Source organism: Colwellia sp. MT41 (assembly GCF_001444365.1).
Taxonomy (GTDB): Bacteria; Pseudomonadota; Gammaproteobacteria; order Enterobacterales; family Alteromonadaceae; genus Colwellia; species Colwellia marinimaniae.
Map to the genome: position 1 here is coordinate 386,733 of NZ_CP013145.1, position 25,795 is coordinate 412,527.

Annotated in this window: 22 protein-coding genes and 1 pseudogene; 10 read left to right on the plus strand and 13 right to left on the minus strand. The window is 37.5% G+C overall.

All coding sequences use genetic code 11. The annotated features are described in order from the left end of the window. Nucleotides 1-419 precede the first annotated feature (419 nt). Nucleotides 420-1,412 carry a TRAP transporter substrate-binding protein gene (locus tag CMT41_RS01640; RefSeq protein WP_198149774.1) on the plus strand — a complete coding sequence of 331 codons (993 nt, stop codon included), beginning with the start codon at nucleotides 420-422 and terminating at the stop codon, nucleotides 1,410-1,412. Between the two features lie 1,478 nt (nucleotides 1,413-2,890). Here the strand turns inward: CMT41_RS01640 and CMT41_RS01650 are convergent. Beyond that, nucleotides 2,891-3,706: a rhodanese-like domain-containing protein gene (locus CMT41_RS01650; RefSeq protein WP_198149775.1), complete on the minus strand. Its 816-nt coding sequence runs from the start codon at nucleotides 3,704-3,706 to the stop codon at nucleotides 2,891-2,893. A 346-nt stretch (nucleotides 3,707-4,052) separates the two neighbouring features. On the opposite strand from CMT41_RS01650, the gene CMT41_RS01655 reads away from it, so the two are divergent. Beyond that, nucleotides 4,053-4,565: a type II secretion system protein gene (locus CMT41_RS01655; protein ID WP_058026170.1), complete on the plus strand. Its 513-nt coding sequence runs from the start codon at nucleotides 4,053-4,055 to the stop codon at nucleotides 4,563-4,565. A 181-nt stretch (nucleotides 4,566-4,746) separates the two neighbouring features. Continuing rightward, nucleotides 4,747-5,670 carry a manganese-dependent inorganic pyrophosphatase gene (locus tag CMT41_RS01660; RefSeq protein ID WP_057179426.1) on the plus strand — a complete coding sequence of 308 codons (924 nt, stop codon included), beginning with the start codon at nucleotides 4,747-4,749 and terminating at the stop codon, nucleotides 5,668-5,670. Between the two features lie 77 nt (nucleotides 5,671-5,747). On the opposite strand, the gene fadA is transcribed toward CMT41_RS01660, so the two are convergent. The 3 genes from fadA to CMT41_RS01680 form a co-directional block, all read right to left on the minus strand. Then, nucleotides 5,748-6,908 carry an acetyl-CoA C-acyltransferase FadA gene (gene fadA / locus CMT41_RS01665; RefSeq protein ID WP_058026171.1) on the minus strand — a complete coding sequence of 387 codons (1,161 nt, stop codon included), beginning with the start codon at nucleotides 6,906-6,908 and terminating at the stop codon, nucleotides 5,748-5,750. A 15-nt stretch (nucleotides 6,909-6,923) separates the two neighbouring features. After that, nucleotides 6,924-9,092, minus strand: a complete 2,169-nt coding sequence (gene fadB / locus CMT41_RS01670; protein ID WP_058026172.1) for a fatty acid oxidation complex subunit alpha FadB — start codon at nucleotides 9,090-9,092, stop codon at nucleotides 6,924-6,926. Nucleotides 9,093-9,372: 280 nt separating this feature from the next. After that, nucleotides 9,373-11,595: a bifunctional diguanylate cyclase/phosphodiesterase gene (locus CMT41_RS01680; protein ID WP_058028113.1), complete on the minus strand. Its 2,223-nt coding sequence runs from the start codon at nucleotides 11,593-11,595 to the stop codon at nucleotides 9,373-9,375. 291 nt (nucleotides 11,596-11,886) lie between these two features. Here CMT41_RS01680 and CMT41_RS01685 point away from each other — a divergent pair, with 291 nt between their 5' ends. Continuing rightward, entirely contained in the window at nucleotides 11,887-12,774 is an 888-nt protein-coding gene (locus CMT41_RS01685; protein WP_057179430.1) for a TIGR03899 family protein, read from the plus strand. A gap of 171 nt (nucleotides 12,775-12,945) precedes the next feature. Beyond that, entirely contained in the window at nucleotides 12,946-13,326 is a 381-nt protein-coding gene (locus CMT41_RS01690) for a MerC domain-containing protein (RefSeq protein ID WP_057179431.1), read from the plus strand. A gap of 72 nt (nucleotides 13,327-13,398) precedes the next feature. Here CMT41_RS01690 and glnG read toward each other — a convergent pair whose 3' ends face one another. The 4 genes from glnG to glnA all read right to left on the minus strand — a co-directional run bounded on the left by glnG (nucleotide 13,399) and on the right by glnA (nucleotide 18,263). Next, the gene (glnG, locus tag CMT41_RS01695) at nucleotides 13,399-14,799 is read right to left on the minus strand and encodes a nitrogen regulation protein NR(I) (protein ID WP_057179432.1); all 1,401 of its coding nucleotides are present in this window, start codon (nucleotides 14,797-14,799) and stop codon (nucleotides 13,399-13,401) included. Beyond that, a complete protein-coding gene (glnL, locus tag CMT41_RS01700; RefSeq protein ID WP_057179433.1) occupies nucleotides 14,796-15,911 on the minus strand; it encodes a nitrogen regulation protein NR(II) in 1,116 nt (371 codons plus the stop codon). Before glnL ends, glnG begins: the two co-directional genes overlap by 4 nt. Nucleotides 15,912-16,080: 169 nt before the next feature. Next, entirely contained in the window at nucleotides 16,081-16,548 is a 468-nt protein-coding gene (locus CMT41_RS01705) for a DUF4124 domain-containing protein (RefSeq protein ID WP_231732945.1), read from the minus strand. A gap of 308 nt (nucleotides 16,549-16,856) precedes the next feature. Beyond that, nucleotides 16,857-18,263 (minus strand): glutamate--ammonia ligase, encoded by a 1,407-nt coding sequence (gene glnA / locus CMT41_RS01710; RefSeq protein ID WP_057179435.1) that lies wholly within the window; start codon nucleotides 18,261-18,263, stop codon nucleotides 16,857-16,859. A gap of 433 nt (nucleotides 18,264-18,696) precedes the next feature. Between glnA and CMT41_RS18895 the strand changes: the two genes are divergently transcribed. Further along, on the plus strand, nucleotides 18,697-18,861 hold the full coding sequence (locus CMT41_RS18895; protein ID WP_157447781.1) for a hypothetical protein: 165 nt from the start codon (nucleotides 18,697-18,699) through the stop codon (nucleotides 18,859-18,861). 613 nt (nucleotides 18,862-19,474) lie between these two features. After that, nucleotides 19,475-19,606 (plus strand): hypothetical protein, encoded by a 132-nt coding sequence (locus tag CMT41_RS18905; protein WP_159459914.1) that lies wholly within the window; start codon nucleotides 19,475-19,477, stop codon nucleotides 19,604-19,606. A gap of 24 nt (nucleotides 19,607-19,630) precedes the next feature. Here CMT41_RS18905 and CMT41_RS01715 read toward each other — a convergent pair whose 3' ends face one another. Beyond that, nucleotides 19,631-20,800, minus strand: coding sequence for a 2Fe-2S iron-sulfur cluster-binding protein (locus CMT41_RS01715; RefSeq protein WP_057179436.1), 1,170 nt, complete (start codon nucleotides 20,798-20,800; stop codon nucleotides 19,631-19,633). Nucleotides 20,801-20,909: 109 nt separating this feature from the next. Between CMT41_RS01715 and mpl the strand changes: the two genes are divergently transcribed. The 3 genes from mpl to CMT41_RS01730 all read left to right on the plus strand — a co-directional run bounded on the left by mpl (nucleotide 20,910) and on the right by CMT41_RS01730 (nucleotide 23,583). Next, entirely contained in the window at nucleotides 20,910-22,310 is a 1,401-nt protein-coding gene (gene mpl / locus CMT41_RS01720) for a UDP-N-acetylmuramate:L-alanyl-gamma-D-glutamyl-meso-diaminopimelate ligase (protein WP_083494187.1), read from the plus strand. Nucleotides 22,311-22,406: 96 nt separating this feature from the next. Then, nucleotides 22,407-22,907 carry a peptide deformylase gene (def, locus tag CMT41_RS01725; protein WP_057179438.1) on the plus strand — a complete coding sequence of 167 codons (501 nt, stop codon included), beginning with the start codon at nucleotides 22,407-22,409 and terminating at the stop codon, nucleotides 22,905-22,907. Nucleotides 22,908-22,935: 28 nt separating this feature from the next. Beyond that, the gene (locus CMT41_RS01730) at nucleotides 22,936-23,583 is read left to right on the plus strand and encodes a flavin prenyltransferase UbiX (RefSeq protein WP_082606393.1); all 648 of its coding nucleotides are present in this window, start codon (nucleotides 22,936-22,938) and stop codon (nucleotides 23,581-23,583) included. Nucleotides 23,584-23,670: 87 nt separating this feature from the next. Here the strand turns inward: CMT41_RS01730 and CMT41_RS01735 are convergent, their stop codons facing one another. The 4 genes and pseudogenes from CMT41_RS01735 to CMT41_RS01745 form a co-directional block, all read right to left on the minus strand. Then, nucleotides 23,671-24,135 carry a chemotaxis protein CheX gene (locus CMT41_RS01735; protein WP_057179439.1) on the minus strand — a complete coding sequence of 155 codons (465 nt, stop codon included), beginning with the start codon at nucleotides 24,133-24,135 and terminating at the stop codon, nucleotides 23,671-23,673. A 168-nt stretch (nucleotides 24,136-24,303) separates the two neighbouring features. Then, nucleotides 24,304-24,492, minus strand: a complete 189-nt coding sequence (locus CMT41_RS19435) for a DUF6702 family protein (RefSeq protein ID WP_058026175.1) — start codon at nucleotides 24,490-24,492, stop codon at nucleotides 24,304-24,306. Nucleotides 24,493-24,979: 487 nt separating this feature from the next. After that, a pseudogene (locus CMT41_RS19440) lies at nucleotides 24,980-25,200 on the minus strand (hypothetical protein); the annotation flags it as partial. 66 nt (nucleotides 25,201-25,266) lie between these two features. Further along, a complete protein-coding gene (locus CMT41_RS01745) occupies nucleotides 25,267-25,701 on the minus strand; it encodes a transcriptional repressor (RefSeq protein WP_057179440.1) in 435 nt (144 codons plus the stop codon). Nucleotides 25,702-25,795 lie beyond the last annotated feature (94 nt).

The following is a 25,795-nucleotide window of genomic DNA, read 5'->3' on the forward strand; positions in this document are numbered from 1 at the left end:
GAATATGAGGTTTTTCATTAAGTAATTATGACTATCTAAGGCTAACTATTACCACTTTGAAGACCAAAGCTATTAGCTGAAATTACTCATAATTAGGTGTGCTATCGATATATAAGCGGACATAGATATTTGAAAGGGTATCCGCACACGTTCGCAGACCTGACATAGGTGAATTTTTTATCGGAACTATCATTAAAAGTTATTCTATACTTTTACTAATGAATTGTTTGGTTACGGCGCACTTCAAGACTTAAAAACTGATTTATAAAACTGTAACTAATTTAAAAATTATGAAAAAAAATAAATCAGCACGCTTGTCGTCACTGTTTTACTTGTCTGGACAATATGGATTACCGTCTGAGGGTTATGGTTAAATGATTAGATATTTCATCTTTTTTTGCGTTCTATTGATTTCATCTTTGTCAGTAAAATCTGCACCAGTCAAAATAGTTTGCAGTACCGATAATCCAAAGGGCTCAATACATGTAGTTGCCTTAGAAAAATTTGGAGAGTTAATTGCAAAATATTCAAACGGTAGGTTAATTGCTGAAATTCACTTCCGTGGTAATGAAGAGTTTCCAGCGATTATGGGGGAAGAAGTCAACATGAATATGATGATGACCAGTCATAGTGGCGTACATAATCGAGTTCATGTTACCGCTATTGCCTCAGGGAATGCCTCTATTAAAGCAAGTATTTTAGAATTCTTAATGTTGCCATATATTTTCGAAGACAAAAAATCGGCAATGAAGCTTTTTCGAAGTAAATTTATGATGGAAGAGATTAACGAAGTCTTGGCGAGAAAACACAATATTAGAGCTATTGGATGGCTTATAGGTGGATTCAGGCATATGACAAACTCTAAAAAGCCAGTTCAACGACTAGAAGATATTCAAGGATTAGTTATTCGGACTCCCCGCAATCGTCTAATGAGGGATACCTATATGACTCTGGGCGCAGAGGTAATCCCATTGAATTGGGAGCTTACATTTGAGGCACTTAAGAAAGGTGAGATAGATGGACAAGAAAACCCATATTCAGTCATTGCTGATTCAAAATTTTGGGATGCCAACCAAAAGTATGTAACGAATAATGGCCCTTTTTTATGGGTAGGGCCTATTTTGATGAACGAAGAATTTTATCAAAGTTTGCCTGATGATTTAAAAAATGTCGTTAGAAAAGCTGGTCGGGAAGCTGCAGAATATGAGTGGGAGTGGGAAAATAAAAAAAACAACGAATTCAAAGCTATATTGTTGAATAATAACATGAAGATTTTAGACTTGGAAGATAAGCAAAGGTGGGTTGACGCCACAAAACCACTCTGGGAAAAATACTATAAATTTATAGGATATGGCGATGAAGCAAAGGGAAAAAAAATAGTTGAAAATGTTTTGATAATAACAAATCAGTAAATTGATAGAGCCGAGTTTTCATGCTGTGTTTTTAACTATAAAGGGTAGTCATTTCAATTTGCATCTGTTTCATAACTTATCTAAACTTTAACCATATAAAACCTAATCAAAATGTAGCAATACAATTCGATTACCTAATGTCTAATGTGGCAGAAGTTAGTCTTACGAATTCAACAGTAATGGTGCTATCGAACCAATTGTAGAAGTTAAAATTTAGTGCTACCCACTTCCGCAATGCGCACCAAAGCAGTCTAAATTAGAGTGAAAATCTAAAGCGCTTTGTGCTCCATAACGAGACAATACTAAGCGTCACTTTTGCCACTAATAAAACCGTAGCGCTAAAATGTAATTTTTATTGGCTGGGACGATGCTAACAGCTAGAACTCAATTATTTGATAAGCTCGCTTTAAGAGGTTTAATAACTGTCAGAATGAAGGGGGGTTATCAGTGTTAATTAAATGGTATAAACAAATTGAATTCTTCCGACTTAGTCCACTTGTCGTGTAGTTGTTTAAACTCATTCATTTCTCGAATCGATACATTGTCATTGATTGATTTTTCAGACAAATAATTTAAGCGTTCAAATTCTTGGGCATCCATGCAGTCGTACTCCTTTTTACTCCATGGTTAAATGATAAATCATAATTGAAATAAAAGTGGACCATATGGGTGGAAAATATATAACAATGAAGTTTAAGAAACAAAGACAAAACAAACAAAGAAAGCAAAACAAATAAATATCAATCATTTAGTGACGCACGCTCTGTATACCACTAAACTTTATGTAAGTGATGTCTCACAAAAGTGTGAGATATAACTTACGAAATCTATCGTATTTTGTCAGGGGCATTACCAAAAACTTCTCCTGGTAACTGTCCAGGAGGATGAATTAGTACCAAAATCAGCTTGCCGGTTGAGCCAGGTTAAACAAGTTTGGTACTAAAACGTATTACTCCATGCTGCGCATATCAAATCAACTTCATTTGCACAGCACTGGAATTAGCCCTTTCGTTAAAAGTCTCATTTGGTCTAGTTGGCTACAATAAACATAATTACTATGCTTATCTGACCTTAGCTCAAGCAAACAATCAGACTTATAAAAAATCCTATAGCCCATAGCAATAAGTGATTCAGAGCCTACATTAAGCTCTTCACCATCTATATAAACAGTAAAGACATAATCTCTAGTGACCTTAAACTTATTGAAGTAAACGGTATTAACCGCATTCACATACATTTTTTGAGCGTTAAATGTGTTGATTTTTTGGTTGTCACTAAGGCTTCTTAGTAATATGAAATGAATAATTTATTAGAAATAGTGCTGAAGTTAAAGTTCGATTTGGAACCCTTTTTATATACATATATTTCTAGTGGTTCCACTAGTGTTCCATAAGAGCTTTAAGCCCATTAAAAATAATAATTTACGTCCAATCTAGCATGAGTACAATAGCTACCTTCAGATTAAATATCATAAGGAATTATTCTTCAATCATCCTTAGATCTCTTTCATGGACAAAATTTTTGACTCCTCCCTCTAGAAAATAATAATTATCAAAACCTTCTTTTTCCAATAAATATTGAACCCACCTAACTTGCCTGCCTACAGCATCATAAATCAGCAATTTTACCTTTTCATTTTTTGCACGACTTAATAGGCTATTTAATTTGTCGATTGAATGAGCATAAGTGGTATTTTCTAGAATTTTTATGTCGCGTTGAAAAGGATCTCTGATATCTAGTATCCATGTATTGATTCCAATTTCTTTCATGAAATTACGAGGAGATAAATTGTGTTTAAAGAATAAACTATCAGAGATCAGTTCGTCCCTTGATGTCATAAATTCACCAAGTAAAACCGAATGTTTAGGGTATGTTTTAGCCCAAGCATGTACACCACCATCATAAACCTTAACGTTTAAGAAGTCATGAGTTCGAGCTTTTATTGCCGCGTGAGATGATTTGAGGCAATCGACTCCATTACAATAAAATATAATAGGTCGAAAATCTTTATCAGTAATACTCGTTAAAGAGGGAATAAAGCTCATATTTGAAATGGGTATATTGATAGCATCTTTAATATGCAGTATTTCAAATTCAAATTTTGACCTTACATCTATTATTAATTTTTTGTGATTATCGTTAAAAAGCTCTTCAGATGAAATAAATTCCAAATTTGTAAATATATGCCTAAGTGGGTATTTGGAATCGGAAGTATTAAAGGCAAAGCTGATTGGAATGAATAACAGACATAGAAAAGTAATTATAGTCAGCGAACCACTTTTACTTAATTTCATGTTCAGCACCATTAGAAATGAAGTATATAAAGTATAGACAGCTTCAATTCATGGCGCTGAAATTTTTCATAAACAAGATATGAATTGGGAGTATTATTTGGGGCCCTTTTTCGAAACATCTATTTTGAGTAGTTCCAATAGTGTTCCATAAGCACTCAGAGACCATTAAAAATGTATATTTCCGTCCAATCTAGCATAAGGCTGAATTTTCTGGTTGTTGTCTTTTATGCCGTATTATTGAGCCCCAAACTCAGTAAAATACTATATTTATAAAATAGAAAATACATATGGCTTTAATGGTCATAAAGAAAAACATACAAAATAATCAACAATAACTGAGAGATAAATGATTAAGAATAAAGGCTTCACCTTAATTGAACTAGTAGTTGTTATTGTCATACTGGGTATATTAGCAGTGACAGCAGCACCAAAATTTATGAATTTAACTGATGATGCTTTAGAGGCAAAAGTTAAAGCCAATGCTGGTGCTTTAAGGTCAGGTGTACAACTTGCCCATATGAAGTGGCGCGTTTTGGGCTCACCAGCTGCATTTAGTCAACGCGATAACATTCAACTATATGGGGCTGATGTGTCTGGACAAATAGACATTAACCCAGAAGGTTTTCCTGCTCAAAGTTATCCTGGTAGTGATGTAGTAATATCGACAGATAATGACGATGATTGTTTATCTTTATGGGAAGCGCTAATAGAAGACGGTGACAACAAAGCAGCGATTGATGATTCGAAAGAATTTATTAGTAACTATGAAGGTAATAATACTTGTTCATACAAGCTAACAAGAAAAGTTGAGTTTGGTTTCATCTATGATTCAACTACAGGTGAAGTTACATTACTTTAATAATATTGAGTGCCTATAACGCAGCTATTATAATTTTATTTTGATGAGTAAACAAAGCTGCAATGCTAAAGCAGTAGTGGAATGTAGATAGTTATAAGATATCACTAAGCACTACGCGAACAACATACACAATTAATACTTACTTTGGTAGAATGTCGCTAATTTAAAGGAGAGCACTTTTATGCCAAATTACGTTGTAGGTCACAAAATACCGGATTCAGATTCAATCTGTTCTGCTATTGCTTTATCATATTTAAAAACAACCTTAGGTGAGGAGACTGTTCCTGCGCGTTTAGGTGAGCTTACCCCAGAAACCCTGTTTATCTTAGATAAGTTTGGCTTTGACCAACCTGAATTAAAGACTAGTTATGCAGGTGAGGGCGTATATATTGTTGATCACAGTGATCTTGAACTCGCTCCAGATGATATAGAAAAAGCAACTATTCTAGGCATTATAGATCATCACAAACTTGGTGACTTGACCACGACTTCTCCACTTGAAATCTGGGTACGTCCGGTGGGTTGTACCAATACAATCATTAAGATGATGTTTGATTTTCATAATGTAGAGATCCCTAAAAATATAGCGGGAGCCATGTTATGCGCCATTTTAAGTGACACTGTTATTTTTAAATCGCCAACCTGTACCACGGCGGATATAAAATGTGTCGAAGCATTAGCAGAAATTGCAGGCATAGAAGACTTTAAAGAACTAGGCATGGACATGTTTAGGATTAAGTCTGCTGTTGCAGGAACCCCTATTCGAACTTTAGTCAAACGTGATTTTAAAGACTTTAATATGAATGGTCATAAGGTTGGCATTGGTCAACTTGAAGTCATTGATTTATCCGTTTTTGATGACATCAAAGATGAGCTGCATGCTGATATAGCAAAGCTTAAAGTTGAAGGTGGCCGTCATAGTGTCTTTTTACTTTTGACTGATATTATGAAAGAAGGCTCTGAGCTATTAGTCGCCAGTGATAGCGATACGTTAGCAGAGCAAGCCTTTGGTGTTGCATTACACGATGGCAAAGCTTGGTTAGACGGTGTGTTAAGCCGGAAAAAACAAGTTGTTCCGCCGCTGCAAGAAATTTTTCTTAAGTAGCTATTCTTAAGTAGTTATTAATTGCTTAAAAGAAAAAACCCAGCAGTTGCTGGGTTTTTTATGTCAGTTATTTAAAGCTAAACGCGTTCAAATATTGTTGCTATACCTTGACCTAAGCCGATACACATAGTGGCTAAACCAATATTGACATCTTGGCCTTCCATTAAGTTAATCAAGGTGCCGGATATACGTGTTCCTGAACAACCTAAAGGATGACCCAGGGCAATAGCGCCGCCATTTAAGTTAATTTGGTCCATTTTATCTTCAACTTTTAATGCTCTTACACAAGAAAGTGCTTGGGCAGCAAAAGCTTCGTTAAATTCAAATAACTCAATATCTGCAATTGATAGACCGGCACGTTTTAAAGCTTTATTCGTTGCAGGAACAGGGCCATAGCCCATAGTCGCAGGATCGCAACCAGCAACTGCCATACCACGAATTTTAACGCGAGCTGTTAAACCTAGTTCTTTTGCTTTCTTAGCAGACATAATTAACATTGCTGAAGCGCCGTCAGAAAGTGCAGAAGACGTTCCCGCAGTAACGGTACCATTTACTGGGTCAAACACTGGACGCAATGCTGATAAGCTTTCAGCCGTTGTGTCAGGACGAATTACTTCATCATGCTCAACTAACGTTAGTGCACCTGTAGCATCATGACCTTCTGTGGCAACAATTTCATTGTCCCAACGACCAGCCAAGTGTGCTTCATGGGCTTTTTGATGCGAACGTGCACCAAAAGCATCTTGCATTTCACGGGTAATGCCGTGTTGCTTACCCAATAACTCAGCAGTTAAGCCCATATTTCCAGAGGCTAAGGCAATATGTTTATTGAGTGCAGGGTCAAAATCAACATCATACATCATAGGTACGTGACCCATGTGTTCAACACCACCAATTAGAAATACATCACCTTGACCAGTCATTATACTGGTAGTCGCTTGGTGCAACGCTTCCATAGAAGAGCCACATAAACGGTTAACCGTAACACCAGCAATAGATTTTGGTAAACCAGCAAGTAATGATGCATTACGGGCGATATTAAACCCTTGTTCTTTAGTTTGTTTTACACAGCCCCAAATAACATCTTCAATGTCTTCTGGGTCTAATGCTGGGTTGCGTTTTAAAATTTGTTTCATTAAGTGTGCTGACAATGCTTCAGCACGTACATTGCGAAAAACGCCGGCCTTAGAGCGACCCATTGGAGTTCGTATGCAGTCTACAATTACAACTTCGTTCATTTTATTCTCCTCGGCTTAAGCTGATTTAACATCGGTAGTGAAGTAAGATTTACCTGATTTTGCCATTTCACGTAGGCCATCAGTCACTTGATAAATTTCACCTAAATCAGCATATTTATCAGCCATTGCGATGAAGTTATCTAAACCAAGTGTTTCTAAATAGCGAATTGCACCACCTCTAAATGGTGGGAAACCAACACCATAGATTAAGCCCATATCAGCTTCAGCTGCAGTATCAACGACACCTTCTTCTAAACAACGTACCACTTCATTAACCATAGGAATCATCATGCGCGCAATAATTTCTTCGCTGCTGAAGTCTTTTTTATCAGCACAATGTTGGCCAAGTAATTCGTATGCAATAGGAGCAGGTACTTTCATTGGACGACCACGTTTATCTTTGATGTGATCATAAAAGCCTTTGCCATTCTTCTGACCAAAACGCTCATTAGCATAAAGAGTACTAACGGGGTCATTGGCAATTTTTTTCATGCGCGTAGGGAAACCAGCTGACATAACACCGGTACAGTGATCAGCCGTATCAACACCAACAACATCAAGCAAATATGCAGGACCCATTGGCCAACCAAATTGTTTTTCCATAACTTTATCGATAGCAGTAAAGTCAGCACCTTCAAGTACTAATTGACTAAAGCCAGCAAAGTATGGGAACAAGACACGATTGACATAAAAACCTGGGCAATCATTAACAACAATCGGCGATTTACCCATTTTAGCGGCATAAGCTACGACAGCAGCTATCGTTTCATCCGAGGTATCTTTACCGCGAATTACTTCAACTAATGGCATTTTATTGACGGGATTGAAGAAATGCATTCCACAAAAATTTTGCGGACGTTTTAAGCTTTGTGCTAATAAATCAATTGAGATAGTCGAGGTATTAGAAGTAAGAATAGCATCGTCACTGATTACGCCTTCAACTTCAGCTAGTACCATGCCTTTGATTTTAGGGTTTTCAACAACGGCTTCAATAACAATATCTACATCTTTAACGCTGTCATAACTTAAGCTTGGCGTGATGTTATTTAATACACCAGCCATTTTCTTAGCATCCATACGACCACGTTCAACTTGTTTAGTTAATATGCCCGTTGCTGTCGTTAAACCTAAATCGAGTGCTTGATCATTAATATCTTTCATAATGATAGGCGTGCCTTTATAGGCTGATTGATAGGCAATACCACCACCCATAATACCTGCACCTAATACCGCGGCTTTTTTGACAATTTTAGTTGCCAGTTTAGCCGCTTTTTTGGCTTTACTTTTAATGACTTGGTCTGCCATAAACAAACCAATTTGTGCTGTTGCTGCATCAGTTTTTGCTAATTTGGCAAAACCGGCATTCTCAGCAGCCATTGCACCGGTGCGATCTAAGTTAGCACTAGCAATCAATGTATTTATCATCACCATTGGTGCAGGGTAATGTTTGCCAGCTTTAGCGGCAATCATACCTTTGCATGTTGTCGATGACATGATTAATTCTGTCGGAGATAAGTTTAATGCTTCCAATTTAGGCTGACGTTTAGCACGCCAATCTAGCTTGCCATTAATCGCCAATTTAAGCATGCTAATAGCAGCACTGCGTAAATTTTCTGGTTCAACAACTGCGTCAATAACGCCTTGTGCAAGTGCCGCCGCCGGTTTAAATGCTTTACCAGTTGACATCCAAGTTGCTGCATTATCAAAACCGATAATTCGAGGTAGTCTGACAGTGCCACCAAAACCAGGCATCAATCCTAGTTTAACTTCTGGTAGGCCAATGCTTACGGTAGTATCTGCAACACGGTAATCACAGGCAAGAGCCATTTCACAACCACCGCCTAATGCAACACCATTAATGGCGGCAATGGTAGGTAATTGAATATCTTCAAATGAATCGAAAACATCAGATGCTTTCTTTGCCCAAGCGGCTAATTCATCTTCTGGCTGACCAAATGAAGTTAAAAACTCAGTGATATCCGCGCCAACAATAAATGTTGATTTACCTGAGGTAACCATAACGCCTTTAGCATCACTGCAGTTGTTAATTGCTGCAACTACTGCAATATATTCTTCAAAAGTTGCTTGATCAAATTTATTTACTGATCCCTGAGCATCGAACTTAAGTTCGACAATGCCGTCTTCGAGTAATTGGGCTGAAAGGCTGTTGCCTTGATATATCATGCTTCGTCTCCTTCACCTAAAGGTGGTGTTGATTTTTGATGATTGAACTAGATTTTTTACGCTATAAAAAACTTAGATCATTAATAATAGCTGACTGAGTGTGCCTTGAATAAAAGTTAAATGCAATAAAATTAAAACGGTTGTTTTAATTGGCTGTTTGTTTACTAGGAAAAAGTATAATAATGCATGCAAAAAAATACCCAGCGAAATATGACTGGGTATGTTAATAGATTGTTTACGCTTAAAAAGGTAGTGCCAATTTAATGGTCTATTATAGGTATTACCTTTGTTGCTGGAGAAAGTTAATGAAATCACTTGCTGGCATTGGCTTAGCGTAATAGAAACCTTGGACTTCATCACAGCCAAGTTCAATTAGGCGTTTTTCTTGCTCAATTTCTTCAATACCTTCAGCAATTACTTTAAGTTTCATTTTCTGACCCAAAATGATGATGGTTTCAGCAATAATGGACTGACCCTCTTTATCAATATCAGTGACAAAGGCACGATCAATTTTTAGTCTATCAAGAGGTAATTTTTGTAAATAGCTTAATGATGAAAAGCCAGTACCAAAATCATCTAATGCTATACTGATCCCTTGGGCTTTTAACTTGGTTAAGGTATCAATGATTATTTGTGGTTCGTCCATTAAAATATTTTCAGTAATTTCTAATTCAAGTTTATTTGGTCTGATTTTATGTCGAGTAATAGTGTTGATAACATTGTCAACGAAATTATCTTGTCGAAACTGAGGTATCGAGACATTGACTGAAATACTAATGTCGGGGAAGTCATTCTCCATAGTTTGTAATTGTTTACATGCTTGGTTAATCACCCAGTCACCAATTTCAATAATTAAGCCTGAATATTCAGCTAAAGGAATAAATACAGCAGGAGAAATATATGTTCCATCAGCAGTACGCCATCGAAGTAATGCTTCTGCGCCTATGACTTTACCGGTACTTAATGATAATTGCGGCTGATACCAAAGCTCTAGACAGTTATTACCAAAATCCTTACGTAGTTGGCTGATCATATTTAATCGCCATTGCATTTGATCTTCGATATCGGGGTGATAATAAGAAAAATGATCTAGAGGATTTTTTTTAGCAATATTTAAAGCAATATTAATTTGATTTAAAACTTGAACACCACTGCTTTGTGCATGCTCTTTGGTACAAAAGCCAAAACAAGCATTGATAGGAAGATGTTGCTCACCGGCCTTAAATGGTTGATGGAATAAAGCCATTAAAGTCTCAGGAGTTAAACAATCAGCAGGACCAATAATACCAAAAACATCTGCACCGACACGGGCGAATTGACAGTCACTATAGATACTTTGCATGCGTTGACCTACAGCAGTAAGTAGTTTGTTACCTATATCTTGTCCTAAGGCATCGTTGATATCGCTGAAATGATTAATGTCAATTAAGGCTGCAACTTGGTTTTCTTGCTCACTTTGTGCAAATTGGTCAAGTAAGCGCACGAACTCTAAGCGGTTGGGTAAATTTGTTAGCCAATCTTTATAGGCTGCATTGGTGAGTTTTTGGAACAAATGAACATTTTCGTAACCCACCGCTACTCCAGATAAAAAAACATTGAGTAGTTGCGTTTGTATTTCGGTTAAAGGGCTGGACAGTATTACGTGGATAACAGAACGATAGTCGCCTTTAGCAACGTATAAATTCAGACTGTCATCGAGGTACTGGTGCTTTTGTTGCAAGAAACAAGCTTTTACTTGTTTATTTGCTTGCTCATTTTCCAGCATTTCTAGCTTTTGGTTAACTAAGCTATCATCAAATCCTATTTGCGCAAGTATATAAAAACTTAAATCATCAATATTGTCGATAATGCCTTGACCTCTAGCGCAAAAAACGGCCGAAATATCTTCATTTATGAGGGTTTTTAATTGCGATAAAACTTCTTGACTATAGGTAGGCAGGGAGTGTTGAGAAGATAATTCGGTGGCGCCTGAGACAATAGTTTCCAAGCCTAAACGGTTTTCATTAACCGTGGCTATTTGTTGAAAAGAGCGAATGGCGGCAAAAACGGTGGTTACCAGTTTACGGCGAGTTAACTCTGTTTTTGTCTTATAGTCATTAATATCATATTCTTTGATCACACTTTCTTCGGGAGCATAGCCGGGTTGACCGGTACGCAAAACAATGCGGATATCTTTTCGTTGTAATGTTTCTCTTATATATTTTACTACATTTAAGCCGGCATCATCCGTTTCCATAACGACATCGAGTAATACAAGAACAATATCCTTATGATCTTTAATGAGCTGACAGGCATCTTTACCTGAGTAGGCATGTAAATACTCAAGGCGGCGGCCTAATACAATCAAATCGGATAATGCTAACTGAGTAACTGAATGAATTTCTGGATCATCGTCAACAATTAAAACCTGCCAAGTTTCATCACTGCCAAACGCTAAAATCTCGTCTTCATCACTATCATCAATGAATAAAAAATCATCGTTTGAATTTTCGGATGCTTGCATACTGCCCTCATAACTAAGCATATTTATTACAAATATCCCAGTTAAAATTGAAATGTATTTTATTTAGCTTAACTATAACCTAATACTACTTTTTTACACTATTGAACGGGAGATTAAAAGCCTGTTTACAAAAAAAATTATTTATTTCGTTGAGTTATAATAAATTGAATTGATTGCAGCCCGGTTAACCGCACTTTATCATGTAGTGCAGTGATTCAAGTCACTAAGTATTGACCATCAGGTGAATTATACCTACTTTAACTTAATATATTGCGAGAAGGAGTTAGCAAAGTGAATAAAGAAAAATCAACAGTTTTGGTACCTGAAAAAGATGCGGATGATACTTTAATAGTGACCACGAATAAATCGAGTCACACACCAGATGAAACCGCCGTTTCTCAGCAATTTTTTAAGTTAGCAAAAAAATTCGCCATAGATGGTTCTTTATTTCCTGAAGATAAACAAATGCTTATCGAAGATAGGACAGCTAAGCGAGCTAGATTATGCCAATTGCGCAAGCAGAAAAACATTGAAAATATTATGCAAAAGACATTAGCCTATTGTGCAGATTTTGAAATAGGACAAAGAACTGATCTGGACTGGTTTAGTCGCTATATTGCTTTGTCCGAAGAGGTAAGTAACCCTAGCATGCAAGATCTATGGGCTAAAATTTTAGCAGGAGAACTGACAAAACCAGGCACATTCTCATTTAAGGCCTTACAGGTATTTCGTGATATGAGTATTTTTGACGCGAAATTATTAGCTAAAGCTTGCGCATTAGCGATAAAAGATCCCAATAAAAAGGGCATTCGGTTAATCACGGGTGCTTATCAACAGCCGGGTTTATTTAATATTTTTTCTAAGCAGCGACAGCTATATTGTAACTTAAGTCATTATGGTTTGAATTACGCTGATTTATTAGCTTTATCAGAGAATCACCTTATATACTTACAAGAAAGTGAATCGAGCTTAATAAATAAAGGAGATGTTCTGCAATTTACTTATAACGGTTTACCGTTAAAGTTAACCGCAAAAAAAAGCAATATTTGCCTGCAATTTTATAAGTTCACACCACTAGGGGCTGAACTTGCTCACTTGATTAGTGATAAAAGTAATGATGATTTCTTTGAGCATTTAAAAAGTAAATTAACGCAATACTTTGTCATTAATAGCGCTTAAAAAAAGACTATTCTTCGGCACTGTATCTCCTTGAAAATATCAGGGGCGTTTTAGATTTGCACCCTTAGGGTTAATTTACTAATGTTATATTATATCAATTGTGATAGTATCTCATTTTGAGGGCCGGAGCTGGCCAATGAAGATAAATTAATCGAGATTCGCGGAATAATCATGTTAGACAGAATAGGCATTACAGCAACTTCTTTATGTGCATTACATTGCATATTATTACCTATTTTATTGCCTATGTTGCCTTTAATGGGGTTAAGCTTTTTAGCTGACCACGCTTGGGAGCATGTTTTCCTGCTGATGACGGCTGCACTAGGCAGCATAGCCTTATTTTCTGGCTTTAAACGTTACCACAAACGCCTTTATCCTTTCTATTTGCTTTATTTAGGCGTTGCCTTGTATTGGATAAAACATGACTTCTCTCAAGAGTTGGAGCCGTACTTTATCATTGGTGGCGCTAGCCTCATCATTGCTGCTCATTTTATCAATATCAAACTGTGCAACAGTTGTAAACGATGTGAAGATGAGGCTTGTAATAGTTAAACACAGTAATTGCATGCTAGCCTAAATTACTAATATTATTCATAATATTAGTAATATTAGTAATTTTAGTAATTAGCCATTAAATTCTTTCAATTTTCTCGTTAAAGTATTTCTTCCCCAGCCCAGTTTTTTTGCTGCATCTTGTTTATGGCCTTGGGTGAATATTAATGCTCGTTCAAGCATTATTTTTTCAAATTCAATTTGAGCATAATCGAGAATTGCATTTTTCCCCTGGGCTAATTCTTGGTCCATCCAGTCGCTGAGCGCATCCTGCCACGCATTTACTTCATGTTTTAAAGGGGTAGAAATTTTGGTTAATTCACTCGGCAAATCTTCAATCAGTATTTCTTGACCGCTTGCCATTACCGTTAAAAACCGACACATATTTTCTAATTGCCTAACATTGCCTGGCCAATGACAGTTATTGAGAAAGGCACTGGCTTTTTTACTTAATGTTTTAACCTCTACACTCAACTCATTAGCCGCTTGCGTTAAAAAATGTTGGCTTAGTTGGGGAATATCTTCTTTACGTTCTCTAAGGCTAGGTAAGTGAATTCGAATAACATTGAGACGATGAAATAGGTCTTCCCTAAATTCACCTTTCTTTACTCGTTCTTCAAGGTTTTGATGAGTAGCAGCAATTATTCGAACATCAACCTGAACAGGTGAATGCCCTCCTACCCGATAGACTTGTCCATCAGAGAGTACCCGTAAAAGGCGAGTTTGAATTTCTAGCGGCATATCGCCAATTTCATCTAAAAATAGTGTTCCGCCATGGGCTTGTTCAAATCGACCTTGTCGAACAGCATTTGCACCGGTGAAAGCGCCTTTCTCATGACCAAATAATTCAGATTCAATGAGATCTTTTGGAATAGCGGCCATATTCAATGGAATGAAAGGGGCATTTACTCGAGGACTGTGGGAGTGTAGTGCTTGAGCAACTAATTCTTTACCTGTGCCGGACTCACCATTAATTAATACACTAATACTTGAGCGAGATAAACGGCCAATGGCACGAAATACTTCTTGCATAGCAGGCGCTTCGCCAATTAACCCCGCCGCTAACGGGACATTTTTTTGCTGCTGCTTTTTTGCGTTTTGCTCTCTAGCATGAGTACACGCACGTTTAGTAAGGTTGATAGCTTCATCTATATCAAATGGCTTAGGTAAATATTCAAAGGCACCACCTTGATAGGCATTAACGGCACTGTCTAAATCAGAATGTGCCGTCATAATGATCACAGGAATATGATTATGCTGTTTGTTTATTTTTTTTAATAACTCCATGCCATCCATATTCGGCATACGAATATCAGAAATAATCACCTCTGGTTGGCCATGGTCTAAGGCAATTAATAAATTTTCAGCGCTTTCAAAGGCGGCACAACTCATATTAACTTTGGCAAAGGCTTTTTCTAACACCCACCTAATGGAACTATCGTCGTCAACTATCCACACTTGTTCTGTGATCATAATTCATTCTCTTGTGATAAAGGTGTTTGATTTAAAGGCTGTTGTTTCAATGGTAGTAGAATGGTAAATTCAGTATGACCAGGGCGGCTATGGCACGATAGCTTACCTTGGTGCTGATTGATCAGGGTTTGCGCAATGGACAAACCTAATCCTGTGCCATTCGAACGTCCAGACACCATAGGGTAGAATAAAGTATCTTGAATTTTACTCGGAATGCCAGGGCCATTATCAATAATACTAATTTGCACCGCTAACTTAACGCGTTTGCCATGAATGGTTTTATTGCTGGCGATACGTGTTTTTATGGTAATGTCATGTATTTCGTCAATCGCTTGAATAGCATTATTAACAATATTAAGTACTGCTTGTTGCAGTTTTTCTTGATCACATTCAACCTGGGGAAGTGAGGGATCATAGTCACGCAATAAATGAAATTTTTGTCCATTTGAATAACTTACCAGCTGACATACTTTTTCGAGTATACCGTGAATATTATGTGCTTTTATTTGCGGTAATTGATTTGGACCAAGTAAACGATCAACTAAATTTGTCAGTCTATCAGCTTGCTCGATTATCATGCTGGTGTATTCTTGTTGCTCCTCACTCACTTCTTTACTTAATAATTGTGCTGCACCACGTAAACCCGCAAGTGGATTTTTAATTTCGTGGGCTAGGCCTTTTATTAGGTCGCGGGCGGCAAGCCATTGTTGATGCTGAAAAACCTCTAGGCTTATCTGTTTTTGTTGGTCTATTTGTTTAAATTCAAGTAATACATGAGGGGTTTGGGCAAACTCGACCGAAGAAGCGGTAACTTCTGCGGTAAAGCGATGGCTTTCATTGAGTTCAATTACTATATCGCTGTCAGTAAACTCTTGACCGGTGGCAATGAGTTGTTTTAAACGCGTGCTATTAATGCTGGTCTTGGCAAAAATGCTTTCAGCTGCGGTATTATATAAACGATAAAGGCTCTTGTTTAGTAGTGCCTCGGCAGCAGGATTTGCATATACGATGGCAAGTTCTGCATTGAGAATAATGACGGCAGTCACCAATTGATTAGCGAGAGATTGCTGATAGGATAACTTCTGCTCTTGTATATAACTTCGACTGTGCATAAAAAACCTCAGGGAGATACATCATCTTGCACTATTTTGGTGCGTTAAATGCAATTTTACTAAAGAAATGTTTTATATGCAGTATTATTTTTTTGAACTAACAAGAGTTAATTTTGTTAGTTCTCTTGCTAGCTCTTTGATAGCGTGGGCTGATAGTTAAATGGTTAACTTAGTTAGTTGAAGCTCTATGCATATAAAACGTTACTGATGCTGATGATGCAATAACCTTGCCTTCTTCATCAAGTAATAACATTTTTATTTTATGTTCACCCCTATCAATATTTCTTAGAGAAAACATAGAGTGATTTTGTGGACTTTGATGAGGCTTGCCGTCAAGGAGTAATTGTACTTCTAGCCCAGATTTAAATCTTGGCTTGATACCCCCGCCAATATATATAGAGCCAGTATTATCACGTATTGTGGCATTGTTTTTAGGTGTATTGATAACTATTTCGTATTCTTCGATGGTCACTTGCGGCGAGATATCGAGTACTTTAGTCTCAATCGAAGTGCTTGATTGAATGATATTACCCGGCTTAGTTATTACTTCTACAGCGCCTGCTCGGGGAGAGTCCGAAAAAACTAATACACCTTGTTCATTACGCCAGACATAAATTTTGGCGGTACTTGGGTGCACAGGAGCTGCTAATGTAATTCCCAATAGTGAAAATAGCAATAACTTGATCATAGTTCGTTAAATTGTTCCTGTGCTTGGGTGCTCAACATCCGCATCGTTCCATAATGTACGCTAATATAAGTATATAGCTATAATTTATACAAAAAAATGTTTTTATTGTTTTATCTGTCAATAAGTACATTTTAAGGTGCATTATGGCAAGCTTGTTACTTTTATGCTCCGATGTTGCTATTTAACCCATAAAAAAACTCACCTAAGTGAGCTTTTTATAATGAGCGCAAGCGCTACCAAGATAGTGTTAGGCGAAATTAAACGCTGTAGTACATATCAAATTCAACCGGGTGAGTAGTCGCATTCAATAGTTCAATTTCTTTACGCTTAAGGCCAATGTAAGCATTAATCATATCGATATCCATAACGTCACCTACGGTTAAGAAGTCGTTGTCCGCTTCTAATGCATCAAGGGCTTCTTCAAATGATGAACAAACTTGTGGAATTTCTGCCGCTTCTTCTGGAGGTAAGTCGTATAAATCTTTATCCATGGCTTCGCCAGGATGGATTTTATTTTTAATACCGTCAAGGCCAGCCATTAACATTGCCGTGAAGCCTAAGTAAGGGTTCATCGTTGGATCAGGGAAGCGAACTTCGATACGCATTGCTTTTGGTGTAGGTACCATAGGAATACGGATTGAAGCAGAACGGTTTCTTGCTGAGTATGCCAGCATAACAGGTGCTTCAAAACCAGGGACAAGACGCTTGTATGAGTTAGTTGAAGCGTTAGTGAAAGCATTTAATGCTTTAGCATGCTTGATGATACCGCCAATATAGAAAATCGCCATTTCAGACAAGCCGCCGTACTTATCACCAGAGAATAAGTTAACGCCATCTTTGGCAAGTGATTGATGCACATGCATACCACTACCGTTATCACCCACTAATGGCTTAGGCATGAAAGTAGCTGTTTTACCGTAAGCGTGAGCAACGTTATGTACTACATATTTATAGATTTGTACTTCATCTGCTTTTTTAACCAAGGTATTAAAGCGACAAGCAATTTCATTTTGACCACAAGTAGCTACTTCATGATGATGCGCTTCAACCACTAAGCCCATATCTTCCATCACTAAACACATGGCTGAACGTAAATCTTGAGAAGAATCTACTGGAGCTGTGGGGAAATAACCGCCTTTAACACCAGGACGGTGACCCATGTTACCTTCTTCGTATTTGGTACCAGAGTTCCAAGCCGCTTCTTTATCATCAATCTTGTAGAAAGAACCACTCATGTCAGTGTGGAAACGTACATCATCAAAAACGAAGAATTCTGGCTCAGGACCAATTAATACCGTATCAGCAATGCCAGTACTGCGTAAATATTCTTCAGCACGATGGGCTACCGAACGTGGATCACGGCTGTAGCCTTGCAAAGTGCTAGGCTCTAAAATGTCACAACGAATATTTAATGTTACCGCTTCAGTAAATGGGTCTAATACTGCTGTTGATGCATCAGGCATCATAACCATGTCGGACTCATCAATGCCTTTCCAGCCTTCAATTGAAGAACCATCGAACATTTTACCGTCTTCAAAAAAGTCTTCATTTACTTGGTGATGAGGAATTGAAATGTGTTGTTCTTTACCTTTTGAATCAGTAAAACGAAGGTCAATAAATTTGACATCGTGCTCTTTAATTAAGTCGAATACTGCTTGTGACATTTTGTCTCTCCAGTGAGGTTAATTTTATAAATTTTTTAAATAGCCAAGTAAGTTTTAACATGGATGAAGTTATCAAGGTTGGTTACTATCATTATTCATCTATTATTGTTCATTGAATAAGCTAAAATCGTGCCAAGATTAAGTGCATTGATTTATAAGCTTTTTTATTGTTTTAACCTTACATTACGCACCGAAACGGTGCTCGTGTTGCTCTTTTTTGGTGCGCTGATAAGTCATGTAAGAATCTACTATAGAATATATTTAGCTAGTTGCCTCTAAGAATTTATACTTATTTACCTGTTATGTTTAAAATATAAGGCCAAGAACGCCTTTATTGATATTTATAGTCAGGTAAATATATATTTTTGGTATTTATACAGCTGACTTTTATGGCTTTTTATAACGTTAATGCCTTTGATGAATGAGAGCGTTTATGAATAAATTGATAGTCTCTGTGTTAGCTAAAATTTATTTTGTCATCTTTTTATTAACTACGTCGATTAGTGGCCATGCCAATGAAGAGTTAAGTATTTGGCAAAAACCAATCCTAGTTTATCAGCAAGACTTTGATTGGCTCAAACTCACCTCAGACGAGTGACTCAAAGGCGATATAGTTTCAATGTACGGTGAAAAATTAGAGTTCGATAGTGAGGACTTAATATGCAGATTGGTACGATGTAGTTGAGTTAGGTAGTAAGGCAATGGCAAAGTATTGGTATGTTTGATGGCACTATAGCGGAAGGTTATTTTGTACTAAAAGAGGGTGAATTATCTTTAGTTAAACATGCTGTTACTACTCACTATATTTAAATAGCCTTTTATCTATAGCCTTTTATCTATAGCCTTTTATCTATAGCCTTTTATCTATAGCCTCTTTGGACAAAAAGGAAAGAGATTTATGGGATGGCTATATAAACGTAGGTATTAATTTACGGCAAGGTAACACTGTTCAAGTCGATTATACTTTTTCTGCTGGCATGCAAAGGCGAAGTTCGAGCAGTCGCTTTAAGGCGAATTACATCGCAGATTATAGTCGTTAGTAAGACCAAAATACGAATAAAAAAAGTTACCGCCGATAGCGAACGTTTCACTTCATCTTATTACTGGTTCTTCAGCCCGAGGATATATTTCAATGTTTCATATAATATACAAATGCTTGATGCAGCCTTTGGTGGTAATAGCCACCATTTAAAAACGGGTTTACAATCGATTTGACCAATGATTTTGAGCTTGATTTAACTTTCTATGCCGATCGTACTGACAAGCCAAAGCCTAATAGCGAAGGGGGTATACCTGAGAAAAATGATTACCGTTTAGTAGTCATTCTTGGCTATGTTTTTTAGTCTTTAAAGCGCTAAACGTCTGACTTACTCATGGCTCAGCACAACATCGGTTAACGCGTTACAACTGCAAAGTAAAATATAGCCTTGTTGCTTTTCTACCGCAGATAAGCCATTGGTTGAATGTTGCTTGACTTGACCGCTTATTAATTTCGCTTTACAACTGCCACAACAACCAGCCCGACATGAATAAGGCAATATTAAACCGGCGGCTTCCCCTTGCTCAAGTAGTGAATCTTCTTTATTACCTTCGCATTTTTTATGCCAACGGTTAAAGGAAATCGATATTTTAGCGGTTTTTTCCACTGGTTTTGTTATTTTATTTTCAGTTATCGTATTTGGCATTATATTTTTTTTCTTAGCAAAATTGACACTTGTATTAGCAGAATTGACCACTGCATTAATAGCAAGGACATTTGTATTAGTTGAACTAACACTTGGCTTCGAATATTCATATTCACCATAACTTTCGTAATGGTAATTGCTAGGCTGTAAACCTAATTTTGCTAATAGCTGTTGAGCAGATTTTCTGAATAATTTCGGTCCACAAACGAAGGTTTGATAATGACTAAGTTGCTCAATATTGTGCAGCATGTGCTCATTTAATCGTCCTTGAAAGCCATACCATTGTGGACTAGCAACTTGAGTAAGGGTGTAAATTATTTTGCAATTACCATGCTGCCTAGCCAAGCTAACAATTTCAGTGTGAGCAATCAAGTCGGTTTCTTTTTGCGCACTATGAATAAAGACCACTTGATTTTTACATTGTTTAGCGACCATATAACGTAGCATGGCAAGCATTGGGGTAATGCCACTGCCAGCACTTAACAGTAATACCTTGGGCGGAACAGACTCGCCAAGATAAAAGTTGCCAGCTACCTCTTGGGTAGAAATAGTCTGACCTACCTTAAAGTGGTCATGGAAATAGTTAGATATCTTTCCTTGTGGGATGCGCTTTATCGTGATGCTAAGGTAATCGACTGTTGTCGGTGAAGAAGACAGGGTATAACAGCAAGGTTGTATTTTTCCGGCCATTTTAAAAGTAAAGTTGAGGTGCTGGCCCGCGTAGTAGCGAAAAGATAACTTATTTGCTGATCTTGGGTAGGAGAAAATAAAAGTTTTTACATCATGGGTTTCTATTTGAATTTTTTGACAAATTAATTGGAATGTTTGCTTTGTCGCGGTTGATAGGGCCATTTTTTAATTTACTCAACTAAGTTTAAGGAGTCTGTTTACAGCTAAAGCTTAGTAATTAAGGTATGATATCGCCAATTATAGCGCTTCTTTATCCTTGATTATTATATCTATGAGCAAAAAAAATCAACATCTTCATATATTAGGCATTTGTGGTACTTTCATGGGTGGTATTGCTGCTATAGCTAAGCAACTCGGTTTTAAAGTCAGTGGCTCTGATGCAAATGTGTATCCACCAATGAGCACTCAGCTAGAGCAACTTGGTATTGAGTTAAACTCTGGTTACCAGGTAGAAAATTTCAGCGATGATATTGATATGGTTATTGTTGGCAATGCCATGTCCCGCGGTAACGCCATGGTGGAATATATGTTAGATCGTAATATCCCTTATATTTCTGGTCCACAATGGTTGCTAGATAATGTACTACAAGACCGCTGGGTAATTGCCGTTGCTGGTACTCATGGTAAAACCACTACCACAAGTATGCTGGCGTGGATTTTAGAATATGCACATTTATCACCTGGCTTTTTAATTGGCGGAGTGCCACAAAATTTTCCTTGCTCAGCTCGCCTAGGTGATGCGCCTTTTTTTGTCATTGAAGCCGATGAATACGATAGTGCTTTTTTTGATAAGCGCTCTAAATTTTTGCATTACCGTCCGCGTACGTTAGTGATCAATAATTTAGAGTTTGATCATGGTGATATTTTTAATGATCTCAGTGATATTCAGAAACAATTTCATCACCTTATCCGTACGATACCCAGTAATGGTTTGATTTTGTCACCCGCCAATGACCCAGCCATTAGTGAAACATTAGCCATGGGGTGTTGGACAGCCACAGAGTTTGCTCAGCACGATACTCACCTTGAAAAGGGTTGGCAAGTTGAAAAGTTAAATGCGCAAGGCAGTGAATTTATCGTTAAATTTGACGGTACTACACAGGGCGTAGTTAAGTGGGATCTCATTGGCGATTTTAATATTGATAACGGTGTCATGGCAATAGCAGCGGCCCGTCATGCGGGTGTACCAAGCTCAGTCGCTATTGAAGCGCTAGCAGAGTTTATTAATACTAAACGTCGTTTTGAGCTACGCGGTACAGTCAATGGCATTAGTGTTTATGATGATTTTGCTCATCATCCTACGGCCATAGCAAAAACATTAGCAGCTGTACGTGCTAAAATAACACAACAAACTCAAGCTGGGCGTATCTTAGCCGTATTTGAACCTAGATCAAACACCATGAAATCAGGGGTACATAAAGAGGCACTGCCTCAGTCACTTATCGATGCTGATCAGGTGTTTATCTATCAAGGCGAGCAAGTAAAATGGTCATTGGCTGATATGATCAAACAGTGTCAGCCACCTTGCCAAGTCGCAGATAATATCGAAACATTAGTTGAAAATATAGCGCAACAAGCCCAAGCAGGCGATATTATTGTTGTTATGAGTAACGGTAGTTTTGCCGGAATACATGACAAGTTATTAAATCGTTTGGCGACCATAACCGTATAAATAATCAAGCCGTTTAAGTAATGCCATTCCGTACCATACCAACCCGTTTGGTATAATAGTAGTTTAACTAAATTCGTAAAAAGAGAAGCAAGTACAATGACAGTATTAACCATACTTACCGCCCCTAATGATAAGCTATTAAAACCAGCAACACCTGTTGCCGATGTCACTAAAATTCAGGGTTTAATCGATGATTTATTTGAGACCATGTACGATACTGATGATGGTATAGGTCTTGCGGCAACACAAGTTGGTAGTGGTGAGGCCGTGGTGGTTATCGATATTTCGGAAAATCGTGATGAGCCTTTAGTTTTAGTCAACCCAGAGATTGTCAGTGGCGAAGAAAAAGCTAAAGGTGAAGAAGGCTGTTTATCTGTGCCTGGTTATTACGCGGAGGTTGAGCGATTCACCAAGGTTACCGTTACAGCGTTAGATCGTGACGGTAAAAAAATAACCATTACCAGTGATGATTTTCTTGCCATTGCTATGCAACATGAAATTGATCATTTAAAAGGTAAGTTATTTATTGACTATTTATCGCCACTTAAAAAACAAGTGGCGCTAAAAAAAGTTAAAAAAATGATTAAGAACAGCTAACTTTATTGAAAGAGTAAGTGGACAGTTAATGACAAATAAATCAAGTAAGGCCGTTATGGGGCAAAGTGACTTTAATGGCATAATAACATTAGCGATTACCGGTGCATCAGGTGCCGGTTATGCCTTACGTTTAATTGAATGTTTAATCGCGGCTAATTATCAATTATATATACTGTGCTCAAGTGCCGGGCGAATTGTCTTAGATACGGAAGTGGGTGTTAAAATTCCTAGCTCCCCAGACGCGGCTAGTCGATTTCTAACTGAAAAATATCAAGCAAAAGCAGAACAAATAACGGTTTTTGGTAAAGAGCAATGGTTCTCTCCTGTTGCTTCAGGCTCTGCTGCGCCAAAACAAATGGTTGTTTGCCCTTGCTCGACCGGAACCATGGCGGCTATTTGTTATGGTATGAGTGATAACTTGATTGAGCGAGCGGCAGATGTGGTGATCAAAGAACGTGGTCAGTTAATTCTAATGATAAGAGAAACGCCGTTCTCGACCTTGCATTTACAAAATATGCTTAGCCTATCTCAACAAGGGGTCACTATTATGCCGGCCTCGCCAGGCTTCTATCACCAAGCCAAATCAATTGAAGATCTCATTGATTTTATGGTGGCTCGAGTATTAGATCATCTCGGCATAGCTCAAGATATTATGCCGCGTTGGGGTTATAGCTAAACTGAGATAAAAAAAGCGACAGACTTTAATAGCATGTCGCTTTTTTCGAACAATGTATATTACGCAATTATAATGTAAGCGTTAGATTTACTCATCAAAACTAAATTCAATATAAGCTCTTCCTACGTCACTTTTTAGCGGAATAATAATAACAGGCCCCTTGGCTTTGTGATGAATGGTGTGGTTTGGGCCAGAAACAACGATAGGTGTGGCCATATCGAACTCAATGCCTTTTTCACTTAGTAAACGCTTAGCGCCACCGGTAACCATATTGGTAATTTCACCAATTAAATCTGTAATCTCTTCATTGACTTCATCAGGTGCTTCGCCGACCATATTTTTCATTGTGGCTAAAGCTAAACTTGCTTCAAAAGTAATGGATAAAGAGCCTTTTGCTTGCTTGCTAACCATACCAATTAAACCTGAGACATCACCCATGGCGACTTCATTTTTTTTAAGTCGTGGTTTTTCTGGGGTTAATTCCATTTGAGCCATGGTTGACATGACATTAAGCATTGAAGATAAAAATGGATTAATAAACTCTACATTCATGAAGTTTCCGAATCTTAACTGTTTTAAATAAAGTACTTACTTTGATTTTGCATGCTTATTTTACAAATGTAAATCAAATAGCGTAATAGTTTTATAATTTATGCAGTTAATTGCTAGGCGGTCTAACTAGTGATCCCTTTGCGCAACGATTATCGCTTCTTTACTTCTCTAATCGAAAGTTAAGCTGCCAAAAAATGCGACACCTTTAAGATCTTTACCTTGAAAATTAACTGTTCTAACTTGCTTAGGATAAGTATCGATGAGTATTGCATTTTTTACCACTATTTGTGGTAAAAAACTTTGCTGTTTACTTTCTTGGTAGGCGATAATTTTTCCGGCACTTATTTCAAATCCCAACCAATTTAAAGGTATTTTTATTTTGTTTTTTTTTCTAGCGAAAATTGCTGCTCAAAATACTATTGAATATATAAGTCGTAATATTTATGTGCTGCTGAAAAATGAATCTGTTTAAGCTCAGCAATGGCATTTTCAATGTCATGACTGGTAAATTGATGGACTATTTCCAGGTGTTTAGTTTTTGGGGGTGGCGGTTAAATCACTTAGTCCAAAAAATAGGTATGACTAGTGGCAGTTGCCACAAGTCCAGAGTATTAAGCTTATACCATTTTCATTAAGTGTGTGATCTTGTTGTGCTTAGGGAAAATATTGCAGGACAAGGCGCTCGATTGACCAATAGCTGGCGTATGTGGGATTGAGAGCAACATAGTCTTGGGCTATTTTAACCCCACAAGTGGGCAAGAACTTAGTGGAATTGGTATTAGAGCAATTAAAAGCTTGCTCAGTACCTTAACCATTATAGGCCTTATTCTTCCTAAGCTTATTCGGCAAGAAATTGTAAAAAGGTATTTAAGTTCTCATCCATCCAGGTCCACTGACGTTCATCTGAATTGACAATCATTGGAACGTAGTTGTGACCTACCTCATGAATAATAATGCTAATTAAGCGGTATCTAGTGCGACGAGAATAGGTTTTTATCTAAAGTAGGAAGGGCCATTGACGGTTATCATCGGATATTCCATATCACCGACTGGGCCGTTTACTGATAAAACGATATTCGCGATAAGAAGTAGATTAATTAAGATCAGTGTAAAGAGTAGGTGGGATTAGACTTAAGTACAGTTTTTACAACTACCGTGAGCTTCAACAATTTGATGACTGACGGTAAAACCGTTTGCATCAGCCATAGTACGCAAAGCTAAATCAAAATTATTAGATTGTATTTCTTCGACATGGCCACATTGGTCGCAAATTAATAGTTGCACTGGGTGATTACATTCCCCGAAGTGATGACACATTATAAAGGCATTAATCGACTCTATTTTATGGACAAAGCCCTGCTTAGATAAAAAATCTAAAGCACGATAAATGGTGGCGGGCTTGGCAGCAGCATCTATTTCCTTTAGTTCTGCTAATAAATCGTAGGCGCCAACAGCCCCATGATGATTGGCTAGCAATAAAAATACTTGTTCTCTAACTTTAGTAAAACGAGCGCCTTTTTTTTGGCAAACGAGTTGTGCTTGTTGTAATAAAGATTCTGCCGTCATGGTGATATTTAGATATATATTGTATAAGAGCTGATTGTTTTTCCAGTGTAGCATAGCTCTTTATCAGGGCGTAAATATTTTTATTTTAGGCCGA